12 protein-coding genes are annotated in these 12,563 nt (G+C 72.9%); 7 read left to right on the forward strand and 5 right to left on the reverse strand.

Going from position 1 to position 12,563, the window contains the following annotated elements; genetic code table 11:
- Positions 1–3: 3 nt before the first annotated feature.
- Positions 4–1,065: an aldose epimerase family protein gene (locus tag AB0C96_RS25735; protein ID WP_362920230.1), complete on the reverse strand. Its 1,062-nt coding sequence runs from the start codon at positions 1,063–1,065 to the stop codon at positions 4–6.
- Positions 1,066–1,116: 51 nt separating this feature from the next.
- Here AB0C96_RS25735 and AB0C96_RS25740 point away from each other — a divergent pair, with 51 nt between their 5' ends.
- Genes AB0C96_RS25740 through AB0C96_RS25765 form a run of 6 tightly spaced genes read left to right on the forward strand, consistent with a single transcriptional unit; the run spans position 1,117 to position 7,609 of the window.
- Entirely contained in the window at positions 1,117–2,079 is a 963-nt protein-coding gene (locus AB0C96_RS25740) for an LLM class flavin-dependent oxidoreductase (protein ID WP_362920231.1), read from the forward strand.
- A gap of 26 nt (positions 2,080–2,105) precedes the next feature.
- Positions 2,106–3,728, forward strand: coding sequence for a pyridoxal phosphate-dependent aminotransferase (locus AB0C96_RS25745; protein ID WP_362920232.1), 1,623 nt, complete (start codon positions 2,106–2,108; stop codon positions 3,726–3,728).
- Positions 3,725–4,018, forward strand: a complete 294-nt coding sequence (locus AB0C96_RS25750) for a phosphopantetheine-binding protein (RefSeq protein ID WP_362920234.1) — start codon at positions 3,725–3,727, stop codon at positions 4,016–4,018. The genes AB0C96_RS25745 and AB0C96_RS25750 overlap by 4 nt, the downstream gene beginning before the upstream one ends.
- Entirely contained in the window at positions 4,011–5,606 is a 1,596-nt protein-coding gene (locus AB0C96_RS25755; RefSeq protein WP_362920236.1) for a class I adenylate-forming enzyme family protein, read from the forward strand. Before AB0C96_RS25750 ends, AB0C96_RS25755 begins: the two co-directional genes overlap by 8 nt.
- A 19-nt stretch (positions 5,607–5,625) precedes the next feature.
- Entirely contained in the window at positions 5,626–6,630 is a 1,005-nt protein-coding gene (locus AB0C96_RS25760; protein ID WP_362920238.1) for an aminoglycoside phosphotransferase family protein, read from the forward strand.
- A gap of 28 nt (positions 6,631–6,658) precedes the next feature.
- A complete protein-coding gene (locus AB0C96_RS25765; RefSeq protein ID WP_362920239.1) occupies positions 6,659–7,609 on the forward strand; it encodes a hypothetical protein in 951 nt (316 codons plus the stop codon).
- On the opposite strand, the gene AB0C96_RS25770 is transcribed toward AB0C96_RS25765, so the two are convergent.
- Positions 7,588–8,739: a glycosyltransferase gene (locus tag AB0C96_RS25770; RefSeq protein ID WP_362920241.1), complete on the reverse strand. Its 1,152-nt coding sequence runs from the start codon at positions 8,737–8,739 to the stop codon at positions 7,588–7,590. The genes AB0C96_RS25765 and AB0C96_RS25770 overlap by 22 nt on opposite strands.
- A gap of 169 nt (positions 8,740–8,908) precedes the next feature.
- Here AB0C96_RS25770 and AB0C96_RS25775 point away from each other — a divergent pair, with 169 nt between their 5' ends.
- Positions 8,909–9,409 (forward strand): GNAT family N-acetyltransferase, encoded by a 501-nt coding sequence (locus AB0C96_RS25775; RefSeq protein WP_362920243.1) that lies wholly within the window; start codon positions 8,909–8,911, stop codon positions 9,407–9,409.
- A gap of 16 nt (positions 9,410–9,425) precedes the next feature.
- On the opposite strand, the gene AB0C96_RS25780 is transcribed toward AB0C96_RS25775, so the two are convergent.
- From AB0C96_RS25780 to AB0C96_RS25790, 3 genes are read right to left on the reverse strand one after another with little or no spacing between them, the layout of a single operon-like run.
- Complete coding sequence (locus AB0C96_RS25780) at positions 9,426–10,247, reverse strand: sulfotransferase domain-containing protein (protein WP_362920245.1); 822 nt, start codon at positions 10,245–10,247, stop codon at positions 9,426–9,428.
- A 41-nt stretch (positions 10,248–10,288) separates the two neighbouring features.
- A complete protein-coding gene (locus AB0C96_RS25785) occupies positions 10,289–11,572 on the reverse strand; it encodes a hypothetical protein (protein ID WP_362920247.1) in 1,284 nt (427 codons plus the stop codon).
- Positions 11,569–12,558: a hypothetical protein gene (locus tag AB0C96_RS25790; protein WP_362920249.1), complete on the reverse strand. Its 990-nt coding sequence runs from the start codon at positions 12,556–12,558 to the stop codon at positions 11,569–11,571. The genes AB0C96_RS25785 and AB0C96_RS25790 overlap by 4 nt, the downstream gene beginning before the upstream one ends.
- Positions 12,559–12,563: the final 5 nt, after the last annotated feature.

The following is a 12,563-nucleotide window of genomic DNA, read 5'->3' on the forward strand; positions in this document are numbered from 1 at the left end:
GCCCTACGGAGAGGCGATGCCATGACCGTGCTCCCCCGTCCCGAGGAGGCGCTCCGCGGTGTCGGTCGAGAACGTGTGCGTGGTGCGCGCACGGTAGACCTCGCCGGGATCGAGCCGGGCGGACGGGAAGTCCGGCCGGTTGGGGGCGTCGGGCCAGGGCCCGGTCTCCAGACACAGACCGGCGCGCGGCCAGGGACTGTGGTCGGCGGAGTACACGCCCATGCCCGACTGATCGGTGACCAGGCTCATCGTGCGACCGCTCCGGGGATCATGGAGCCGGGCAGCCCATGCGGGGGCGTCCAGCGCGTAGAAGGTGTCCAGCCGCTGCGCCCCGAGGCGCCGGGGCCGTCCGAAGTCCAGCTCGGAGCCGGCCACCTCGTGCGGCGGCCCGGCCAGCGGGATCAACTCCGCGTCGAAGGGCACGACCCGGACGGAGTTCAGCGCGAGCCGGTGCCCGTCGACGGTCCCCGAGCCGGCCAGGTTCCAGAACGCGTGGTTGGTCAGCCCCACGACGGTGGGTGCGGTGGTGACCGCCGTGTACCAGATGGTGAGCCGGTTGGCTGTGTCGACGCGGTACCCGCACTGGGCCCGCACCGCACCGGGGTAGCCCTGGTCCCCGTCCGCGCTGTCCAGTGTGAGCCGCACCTCGATCCCCCGGTCGTCCTCAGCGCTCTCGGCCGACCAGATCCGGCGGTCGAACCCCTCGCCCCCGCCGTGGACGTGGTGGGCCCCGTCGTTGCGGTCCAGTGTGTGGACGACGCCGTCGAGCAGCAGACGCCCTTGCGCCACGCAGCGGCAGTAACGGCCCACCGTGGCGCCGACGTACGGGTTGCGGGTCCGGTCCCGGTAGGCGTCCAGATCCGGCAGCCGCAGCACCACGTTGCCGACCCGTCCGTGCCGGTCCGGCGTCAGCACTTCGACCAGGGTCGCTCCCCATGTCCACACGGTCACCGCGAGCCCACGCCCGTTGTCCAGCGTGAAGGACTCGACGGCCCCGGCCACCGTGCCCGGCCCTGACGGCACCGTCCCCACCACCCTCCGCCGCACACTCGTCCCGGGCGCCATGGCTCTCCCTCCCCGATCCGCCGACCGACCTCACCGAAGGACCGTCACACCATGCAGATCCACGGCCCGGCCATCAGGTTCGGCATCCACTCCGGGCAGCAGTACGCAAGCTTCGAGGAGTGCCTCGGACTGTGGCAACGGGGCGAGGCACTGGGGTACGACTGGATGTCGGTCTTCGACCACGCCCGACCACCCCTCGGCGGCCCCGCCGGGCCCTGTCTGGAAGGGACCACGCTGCTGGCCGCGCTCGCGGCGCGCACCAGCAGGATTCGCTGCGCCATGCTGGTGTCGACCATGACGTGGCGGCACCCCGCCCAGGCCGCGGCCATCGCCGCGACCCTCGACCACATCTCCGCAGGAAGGCTCGAATTCGGCATCGGCGCCGGCGGCCCGGACCTCGGCTACCGGCAGTACGGCATCCCCTTTCCGAGCCGCACCGAGCGCCTGGAGATGCTCACGGAGGGCTGCCACATCATGCGGAGCCTGTGGACGCGGGACCGGACGGACTTCACCGGACGGCACTACCGTCTCGAAGGCGCCTGCCTCCAGCCCAAACCGCTGCAACAGCGGCTGCCGCTGGTGATCGGCGGCGCGGACACCCGGCGCACCCTCAGAATCGTCGCCGAACACGCCGACGTCTGGAATGTGCTGGCCGGCACCCCGGAGAGCTATCGGCAGAGGTGCGATGCGCTGGGCGAGCACTGCGCAGCGGTCGGCCGGAACCCGGCGGACATCAGAAAGTCGATCACCTTCCGGGCGCTGCTGGCCGAGGACCACCGTGCGCTGCACGAGCGCCGCCAGGAGTGGGAGAGACGCCATCCGCCCGCTTCCCCGGTCCGGGGGGAGTTCCTCGTCCTCGGCACGCCCGAGCAGTGCGTCGAACGCCTCCTCCCCTACCTCCGGCTCGGTGTCGGGGACTTCCTGCTCGGTGCCCGGCCGCCGGTCGACTGGCACACCGTCGAACTCTTCGCCCGTCAGGTCGTCCCCGCGCTGCGCGGACACGCCGGCCTGTAGGCCCCCTCACCCGGTCGGGAGATGTCATGCAGCTGTTCACCGATGCCCCCGCGCGCCTCCTCCCCCCACTTCCACCGGACGCGCTGGCCGTCGTCGCCCCGCCCACGTACCGGACGGCGGAGGACTCGTTCGCTCCGGCCGTCGACGAGCGCACGCTGGAGGTGTTCCGGCGGGCTCGCAATCCCGAGGATCCCCTGGAACTTCGGGACCTCTGGCTCGGCCGGGTGGAGCACGAGCTGGGGCGGCACGGCAGCCGTCCCTGGCTCGCCGAACGCTGGCGCGGCCGCGCCCCGCGACGCGATGTCACCGCCGAGGAGGTGCTGTCCTCCGGCGCCACCGTGGCCTTCGTCCACGAACTGTTCCGATGGTTCTTCCGCGAGGAGTGCACCGACGACACCCCGTCCGCCCCGGAGCTGTCCCTGCTGCCCGACTCGGTGGCCGCATGCGCGAGTGAACTTCCGCAGACCGTACGGGACTGCATCAGCTACGCGCTGAAGCGCGACTGGTACGGATACTCCGACTCCTGCGGGCGCATCCCGGCGCGCGAGGCGCTGGCCGCCTTCGAGAACCAGCGCGTCGACGGTGCCTGCTACACCGCCGGGAACCTGGCGCTCACCATGGGCGGCGCCTTCGCCGTGAGCGGGCTGGCCGACCTCGTCCTCTCCGGGCGTGCTGCCTCCGCGGCACCCGCGCTGTGTGCCATCCCGAACCATCCGGCCCCGGTGGCCGCGGTCGCCCGGCGAGGCGCCGTCCGGCTCATCCCGCTGACCTGTACCGACGGCACCATGTCCCTCGGACCACTGATCGCCGCACTGACACCGGACACCCCGCTGGTGCTGCTGCCGACCGCGGCCGGCACCACCGGCGCACGGATAGCGGAGGACGAACTGGCCGACCTGGTACGGCAGGCCGCGCCGTCCACGGCGATCCTGCTGGACGAGTCCCATGAGTGGCTGGGCGACACCACCCCGCTCTCCGCGGCACGTGCGGCGTCCAACGTGATCCGCATCTGCGGCAGTGCCCGCGTATGGCAGCCCGAGGTCGTGGAGTCCGGCTGGATCGTCGCCGACCGCGCCTTCGTCGCCGACTACTACGAGTACGCCTCGACCAGCTTCGGCGGCCCGCCCTCGCTGCTCTACACCGCCGTCGAGGTGACGGCACGCATGGAACGCTGGCTGATCGGCGGAACGGACCGGATCGGGCCGGCGGAGGCGGCGGAGTTCGAGACGGGCTACCGACTGCGCCGTGCGCCGCTGCAACGGGCCTATGACCGCTACCGTCGGGAACGGCGGTCCAGGGAGGCCACCCTCACGGCGCTGCGGGAGGCCGCCGCCCACCGCCTCTCCCGGATGGCCACGGTGACCCGCCCCCGCTGCTCCGTCAACCTCCTGCTGACGGCCCGAGGCTGGGACGACTCCTACCGGCTGGCCGGAGAACTGTTGCGGGAGACCGGCGTCGCCACCTACCCCGGGATCCTCGACTTCTGCTTCGCCGGGGGCGCGCTCCGGATCACCACCGCACAACAGTGGCCCCGGCTGGCCGCGGCCATCTCCCGGTTGCGCCCGGTCCTGGAGGGCGGGCCACCCGCCCCGACCCCGCCCGGCCGGCCCGACCGCCGCCACCCGACCCCCGGGAGCGAGGGCTCATGACGGACGCCGAGACGCACCGCGACGACCTGGTACGCACGGTGCAGGACGTGGTCGGGCGGCTGATGCCCCCGGGCCGCGTCAGCGCACCGCCCGATCCCGGAGCCCCCCTGGCCGACCTGGGATTCGACTCGCTGCGCACCGTCTCCCTGCTGACGGAGCTGGAGAAGTCCCTGTCCGTGGAGTTTCCGGCGGACCGGATCACCGCGGCCACCTTCCACAGCGTCCACGCCATCGTCGACGCGGTGGCAGCACTGGTCCCGGACGGGGAGGTCATCGGCGACGATGACTGAGCACACCGGCACCGACGACGGACGCGTGCACCGGTACCACGGGAAGCCGCCGCACTCCCGGTTGACCGCCCGGCCCACCGTCCTGGACAGCCTCGACCACCAGGTATCCGTCCAGGGCGACGCCCCGTTCCTGACCACCGTCGACCGGGAGGGAGCCGCCACCACACTGACCTTCCGGCAGTTCGACCGACTCAGCCGCAGACTCATGGCCTGGCTCGCCCGTGAACAGGGCGCCCGCTCCGGCCAGGTGTTCGGCCTGCTGCCGGTCAACGACTCCACGTCCGCGCTCGCCGTCCTCGCCCTCATGCGGCTGGGCTGCCCGGTCCTGATGCTCAGTCCCAACGACCCACCGGCCCGAGTCGCGCAGCAGGCGGCATACGTGCACGCCGGCGCCGTGCTCCACGCGCCGGGGGGAGGCCTCGCCGACCGGTCCGACAGCGTGCCGTTGCCGGATCCGCGGGCGCTGCCGGATCCGCCCGCCGACATGGGGACGCGGTCCGATCCGCTGGCCGACGCGTTGCTGTTCGGCACCTCGGGCTCCACCGCGACGTCGAAGCTGGTGGCCCAGTCCCACTACAACGCCGCTGTGAACGCTGAGGCCCTCCGGCGCCACCACGGCCTGGGCCCGGGCCACCGCTTCCTGGGCTGCCTGCCCGTCCACCACGTCAACGGCCTGCACTTCACCCTCCTCGGCACGCTCGTGGCGGGCGCCCACGCGGTGCTCGCCGACGGGTTCGACCCCTTTGCCTACCCCCGCCTGCTCGCCCAGCACCGTCCACACGTCGCCAGCGTCGTGCCGAGCGTGCTGGAGGCCCTGCTGGACGCCTGGCGCCGCCCGCGGATCCCCGACGGCTTCCGGTACTTCGTCTCGGCGGCGGCTCCGCTGCCGGCCACGACGGCGCGAGCCGTGCATGCGCGGCTGGGCGTGCGCGTCCTCCAGGGCTACGGGCTGACCGAGACCACCAACTTCTCCACGACCATGCCGCCCGACCTGCCCCCGCAGACCTACGCCAGGCTCGCGCTGCATGCCGACCTCCCCTCGATCGGCACGGCCCTGTACGGCAACGAGATGGCGGTGCTCACGGCCGACGGCAGACGTGCGGCACCGGGTGAGACCGGCGAGCTGTGCATGCGCGGCCACAACGTGATGACGCGGTACGTGGGCAACGAGGACGCCACCCGCCGGGCGTTCCACGGCGGCTGGTTCCACTCCCAGGACCTCGGATTCGCCGTCCCCGACGACGACACCGGCCGGACCTTCTACGTCACCACCGGAAGGATCAAGAACATCGCCAAGGTGCGGGGCGAGAGCGTCTCGTTGGAGGAGATGGAAAGGGTGCTGCGCGCCCACCCCGCAGTCCAGGACGCGGCCTGTGCGACCCGGCCGGACCGGCTGCTCGGTGAGACGATCGTCGCCGCGGTGGCCGCGGCACCGGAGCCGTCCGACGCCGAGCTCTACGCCCACCTCGGGCGCCACTTCGCCACCACGACGTTGCCCGAGCGCATCGTCCGCGTCGAGGCGGTGCCCCGAACGGCGACCGGGAAGATCCTCCGTCCCCAACTGGCAGCGATGTTGCGGATCGGCTGAGTCTCAGGAGGAGGACACCGTGGCGCGGCCCCCGACAGATCCGCCGCAGCACCCCGTCCCACCCGCGGTCGGCGACCGCCGCCCATGGACGGACGTGCCCACCGCCCTCCGGGACGGTCTGGAGCAGGCCCTGGGCGCGGCCGTCACCGGGGCCGTCAGCTGCGCTGGAGGCTTCTCCCCCGGCGTGGCCGCGGGGCTCCAACTCACGGACGGCAGGCGGGTGTTCGTCAAGGCGGTGGGCGCCGAGCCCAACGCCTACGCGCCACAGCTGCACCGCCGCGAGGCGCGCGTCGCTCCCGCACTCCCCTCCTGTGTCCCGTCGCCCCGCCTGCTCACCGCGCTGGACGACCGCGGGTGGGTGGTGCTGGCCTTCGAATGGGTGGACGGCACCATGCCCGCGCAGCCCTGGCGCGCGGCCGAGCTGGACCGTGTCCTGCATGCCGTCGCCCATCTCGCCACGGCCACCACCCCCGCCCCGCCCACCGTCGCCGCGGTCGTCCCGGTCGCCGCCGAGTCCCTGGCCGAAGAGTTCCGGGGGTGGCGCAACCTGACGCACCAGCGGAACGCGGGGCTCCCGCTCGACGGCCTCGACCCCTGGGCCGCCGCACGCCTCGACGCGCTGGCGGAGCTGGAGTCGGGGTGGCCCGATGCCGTCCGGGGCGATGCCCTCGCGCACTGCGACCTCCGCGCCGACAACGTCCTCCTCACCCGGGAGCGGGTGTTCCTCGTGGACTGGGCCCGCGCCTGTCTCGCGGCGCCCTGGCTCGACCTGCTGTTCCTGCTCGCGCCGGCCCCGCTCCACGGCGGGCCGTCGCCGGAGTCGGCGTTCGCCGCCCACCCGGCCGCCGCGGGGGCCGACCCGGCCGAGGTCACCGTCGTCCTCACCGCGCTCACCGGCATGCTCGTCGACCGGTCGCGTCGCCCGCCCCCGCCCGGCATCCCCACCCTCCGCCGGTTCCAGGCGGCCCAGGCACGCGCCGCCCTGGCATGGCTTCGGCACCGGCGCCTGCCACGGCACATGTGATCATCCCACCACCCTTCGAGGAGGCCTAATGACCCTCGGCACGGCGCCCATCGACTGCGGAGCGGCCGCGTCCCCCCTGACCGTCACCTTCGCCTGCACACGCAGCTACTTCTCGCTGGCAGTGGCCGCGATCTGCTCGCTGCGGGCGTACAACCGCGATGTGCCGGTACGGCTCTTCCTCGACCAGGAGCCGGCGGACCTGGCCCGGATCGCCACCGCATTGGGGTTCGCCGCCCGGATCCGCCGGCTTCCCGGACACGGTGAGCACATCCGGTCCCGCCTGCTGAAGATCCGGGCGATGGCGGAGGCGCCGCCCGGGCCGTGCCTGCACATCGACGCGGACACGCTCCTGCTCGACGACGTCGCGGCACTCGCCGGGCAGAGCCCCGTCGGACCGTCGGCGGGCGTGGACGTACGCATGCTGCTGCGACGCCCCAAGGTGCAGACCCTGTGGACCAACGGCCGGTACAACTTCACCGACACCGGCCTCAGCCGGGAACGGATCACCCGGCTGGTCAACGAGACCTTCGGCCTGGCGTACACGACGGACGACCTCGGCGCCATGCCGTGCTGGAACTCCGGTGTGGTCTACGGATCCGGCGCCGTGCTGCGCCGGATCGCCACCCGCTGGCTGGCCCGCTACCGCCGGATGGTCACCGGGCCGACGAGCGAGCACTTCGTCCCCAACGACCAGCTGTGCTTCTGGCTGACCCTGCTGGAGATGGGCGACCTGGTCCGCACCGGCGAACTGCCGCTGCGCTGGAACTTCATGCCGGGCCGGGCCCTGCGCCTGGCTCCTGGGACGGCGGAGCTCGACGACGACGAGCTCGCGGACGTCGCGATCCTCCACCTCTCGGTCAACAAGGACGACGTCTGGGCACTGCGGCGCAGGGACGCGGTGCTCGCCGCGGCCGGCATCGCCCTGCCCGACGCGGTGCCGCACGGGCTCGACGGGGGTCAGCCGAGGCAGGCGCGGTAGACCGCCACGTTCTCCTCGACCTCCCGGGACAGCCCGAACCGCGTCCGCACGGCCAGACCGGCCCGCTCGGCGATTCCCGCCCGGTCGGCGGCGAGCATGCCGAGGATCCCGTCGGCGATCGCCCGCGGCGAGCCGGTGACCGGTACCAGTAGCGCCTCCTTGCCGTCGGTCACCATCTCGGGCACCGCTCCCACGGCGGTGGCCACCACCGGCGTGCCCGCCAGCATGGCCTCCAGCACCGCGTTGGGACAGCCTTCGTGCAGTGACGGCAGCACGAAGACATCCATGCCGCGCAGGTGCCGCAGGGCGTCCTCCCGGGGCACGGAGCCGGTGAAGACGGTGCGCCGGGCGACGCCGGTGGCGGCGGCCAGGTCCGGCAGCGCCGAGGTGTCCGTGAGCTGTCCGACCAACACCAGACGGGCGTCCGGGTACTGCTCCAGGACCGTGGGGAAGGCCCGGATCAGCAGGTGGACGCCCTTCTTGACGGCCGCTCGCCCCAGCGTGCCGATGACCGGTGAACCGGGGACGCGTACGGTGCCGGGACGGTACGCCGCGGGGGCGATGCTGTTGAGCACCACTGTGGTGCGCGGTCCGCAGCCGGTGAGGGTGTCGGCCCGCCGGGCCGCCTCACCACTCACCGCGACGACCCCGGTGGCCTGGGACAGCGCCCACTGAAGCCGGGGCAGCCGGACGGGGTCGAAGACGTTTCCGTAGATGTCGTTGCCCCGGATGCCCACGACCGAGGGCACCGCGCACTCGGCCGCAGCCCATGCCGCGTGGTAGCCCGCGGAACTGGCGTAGAAACCGTGCAGCAGCGCGTAGCCGCGGCGGCGCGCCAGCCCCACCAGGGCCTGCTGGACGGCCAGTTCACAGTCGGGCCCCGGGGGTGTCGCCTCCTCGGGGCACAGCTCGAAGAAGCAGACGCCGCTCTCCGTACCGCACGGCGCGTCGGGCACGGCTCCGCCGTCCGAAGGGGCGGGGCTGTGCGGGCGCAGCCCGACGACGTCCACCGCGAACCGCCCGTCGGCCGCCAGCCCGCGGGCCAACCGCAGCACACTGGTGCCGACGCCGCCGCTCTGGTTCACCTCACCGCGCAACACAAGGGCGATACGGGGCCGGGAGGAGGGCATACCGCTCATTGTCGCCATGCGCCGGCGGACCGTCCACGGGGCCTTTCCCGCCACCCTCGGCGAGCCGGGCGGGTGTCACGAGACCGAGCCGTGGCGCCCCTGACTCAGGAGTGGGTGAAGCGGCCGGCGCAAGTTGAGCTCCCTGTCGGGATGTGTCACGGTCTGGCCCATGCGCTCGCTCACCGTACGCACCATGTGCCCCGAGGACTGGCGGTTGTGCCGTGCGGTCCGGCTGGCCGCTCTCAGGGACGCGCCCGAGGCGTTCGGCTCCACGCTGAGCCGCGAGGAATCCCTCAGCGAGGAGCGGTGGCGGCAGCGTCTGGCGGGCCGCAACCAGTTCCTCGCCGAGGAGGACGGCGAGCCGTGTGGCCTCGCCGGTGTCGTTCCGGTCGGCGCGCGCACCGCCGAGCTGGTCTCCCTGTGGGTACGGCCCGCGACGCGTGGTACCGGCGCGGGCGATCTGCTGGTACGGGCCGCGCTGGGCTGGGCCGACGAACAGGGCTACGCCGAGGTGCGGCTCCAGGTGAACGAGGGCAACGTCGCGGCGGAACACCTCTACGCCCGCCACGGGTTCCGGCGGACGGACACCCCGGGCCCGGCCGAAAGCCCAAGGGCGGGCGGGGAGTTCACCATGGTGCGCGCCCGGCCGGCGGCCGGCCGGGCACGCTGACGTCCGGCAGCGACGGTCAGGCCGGTGCGGACGGCATCGCCCGGTGGTCCGGGCTGTCCGCCGCGAAGGCGAGCGGGTGCCACTCCGGTGCGAGGAGTTGCCGGACGAGTCCGGTCACGTAGCCGGTCTGTTCGTCGGTGAGGTAGTCGCGGAAGCCGCCGACGACTCCCCGGCGGGTCTTGTAGGACTCCTGGTCGCCCGGGACCGCGGGCCGCAGCCGGAACGTGCCCAGCGCATCGGAGTCCTCCATGGCCCGCATGGACGTGAAGTCGGCGAACTCCACCACGGTGCGCAAGGTCTCCTCTCCGACCGGCGGCAGGCCGCAGAACTCCGCTACCCGGGCGAGTTCCCCAACGGTGTCGGCGGCCAGCCGCTCGTACGAGGTGAGCAGGAACGAGGCGGGCACGTGCTGTCGGGCGTGCCAGATGTTCCAGAAGGACAGGCAGGTCTTGACACTGCCCTCCTCCTCGGTCAGGAAGGCGCCGAGCCCGGCGGTATAGGCGTCGTGCTGACGGCGGCTCTGCTGGAAGTAGCGGGACACCGCGGTGTCCCGGATGTCGCGGAGCAGGAGCACCACCTTGCGGTCGCGGTAGAAGTCCTTGTCCCAGGAGAGTCCGGCCGGGCTGCACCGGTGCACGCGGTCGTCGTGCCAGAAGACGATACGGGGCACGGCGGGGTCCGCCCGGCTGAAATCGCAGAGGTTCAGATCCCGGCAGGCCTCCATCGGGATTCCGTACGACGACGAGATGGACTTGGCCATCAGCACCCGCAGCCAGGTCCGGCCGCACTTGGGGAAGGAGATGACGTAGACGTCGCCTTCCGTGATCGGGGGTTTCACTGGGGGTCCCTGAGTCAACGTGTACTCCCGGTGGTTGCCGCTCATAGGGCTGGAGCCTCTCGGCGCTCACCATCGTCCCGCACCGTCGCCGACCGGCGCCAGCGGGCCCGTTCGTAGAACCACCGCTCCACGGCCTGCATCCGCTCGGCCTGCTCCTGCGGTGTCGCCCCGGTGACCACGGCGGTCGCGACATAGCCGGACGGACCGGCGGTGCCCGCGTCGACGCCCGCACCCGGTGCCGGCCGTGTGCGGTAGGAGACCACGCCGGGCAGCGGGCAGGTGGTGGGGATGTCCGTCAACTCGCCGGCGCGCGGCGGCAGGGTGAGCGAGCCGAAGAGCCGGGCGGCCGGGGGGCCTGGTGGGGGGAGGTCGACCGGCAACCCGGCCTGGCCCCGGACCGAGCAGCGGTCGAGGTCCACACCGTAGGCCAGGCGGCCGATGTCGTTGATGCCGCGGCCGCCGGTCCGGGAGGCGATCTCGCACAGTGAGAGGGTTCCGTCGGCGGCCCGGAACGCCTCGGCGTGGAAGCTGGTCGGTTCCTCGACGGGCGGTAGCGCGGCGATGACCGAGGCGGTGAACTCCTTGAGACCGCGGACGAGTTCGGATTCCGGCGGCAGCATCACAACGGTCCGCGCACGACCCTTCTCCAGCGCCTCCAAGGGAGGTCGGACGTACGTTCCCGACCAGGCGTGCAGCATCCGCCCGCCGGCCATGACGCCGTTGACGTGGAAGAGGCGGGCGTCGACGTACTCCTCGGCGAGCAGGCCCCAGGGCTCGTCCGGCGCGACGCACAGCCCCGCCACCCACCGTTCGACCGCCGAACGGTCCGCCAGGACCCGCACCCCCACGGACCCCGAACCCGAACGACGCTTGACCACGAGGGGGCCGCCCACCTCGGCGGCGAAGTCCAGCACCTCCCCGGCGCAGTCCACGGCCCTGAACCGTGGCACGGCCAGGCCCGCCTCGTCGGCCAGCGTCTTCGTCCGGTGCTTGTCGCGGAAGGCCAGCGCCGACTCGACGCTCTGGCCGGGCAGACCGAGCCACTGCCGGATCCGGGCCGCACGGACGACGTCGCACTCGCTCAGCGACACCACCCGTCGCACCTGGTACTCCCGTCCCAGGCGCGCGGCCCGGATCTCGACCGCACCGTTCCTGTTGTAGTCCGCGAACTCCTCGTACCAGGCCCATCCGGACGGCGCGTCCGGCCCGGTGCCCGCCGCGGACAGCAGGATCAGCGGGCCGGCCCCGGCGAGCCACTCCTGGTAGGGGTGGGAGGCCGGCTTCTTCTTGGTCAGGTTCTTCTTGTTCAGGATCAGCACGCTCATACCGGGAGCGACCTCCCGGGCTGCGCGTCCAGCGCGAGGGGAACGCCGCATTGGCCGCGGAGGCTCTCCGCCAACAGATGGACACCGAAGGCTCGTTGGTAGGCGGCGGTGATCCCGGATCCGCCCGCGCGACACGCGATCTCACAGAGCGTCATCGAGCCGTCCGGCCCCACGAAGATCTCGGCGCAGAATCCGGTGGGTTCACTCGGTGACGGGAGCGCGCGAACCGTCTCGGCGGCGAAGGCGCGCAGGGCGGCGGTGCGCGGGTCCGACGCGTCGAGCAGGACGCTGCGGGTACGGTCACGGCGGGAGTACGGGTCGGCGCCGCCCCGCGCGTAGGCCGAGGGCCAGGCGTGCACGAGCCGGTCGCCGGCCATCATCCCGTCCACCCGGCAGAGCTCTCCGGTGACGTACGACTCCACCAGCCACCCGCCGGGCACGCCGTCGGGGCGACGAACGGTTCCCGTGCGGACGAAGTCGAGCAGAGCGGCCTCGTCGTCGATCCGCCGCGCCCGTGCCGAAGGGCTGCTCATCCGTGGCTTCACCACGACCGGGTAGCCCTGTGCGTCGGCGAAGGCCGCGATGTCCAGCGCGGCCGTCACCGGGGCCATGGGGGCGACCGGGATGCCCGCACGCGCCGCCCGTCTCTTCATCACGTACTTGTCCCGGAAGGCCGTGGCGGACTCCTCGCTCTGCCCTGTCACCCCGAGGCGACCGCGTAGGCGTGCCGCCCGCAGGACGTCGGTCTCCGCGACGGTGGCGATGCGTTCGAAGCCGAATCGCGCGTGCAGACGTTCGGCGCCGAGCTCCACCGCGGGGGCGTCGTACCGTTCGGCCACCTCGACATGGCGGAATCGCCGACTGCGGCCCGCCGGGTCGAGGGTGCCGGCCACGGCCCTCGTCGTGAGGACCACCACACGCTCGGCGCTGTCCGGCAGCCAGGTGTGGAGCAGAGGAAGGGCCTTCGCCGTGAGAGTGAGGATCACGGCAC

Source organism: Streptomyces sp. NPDC048506 (assembly GCF_040651315.1).
GTDB lineage: Bacteria > Actinomycetota > Actinomycetes > Streptomycetales > Streptomycetaceae > Streptomyces.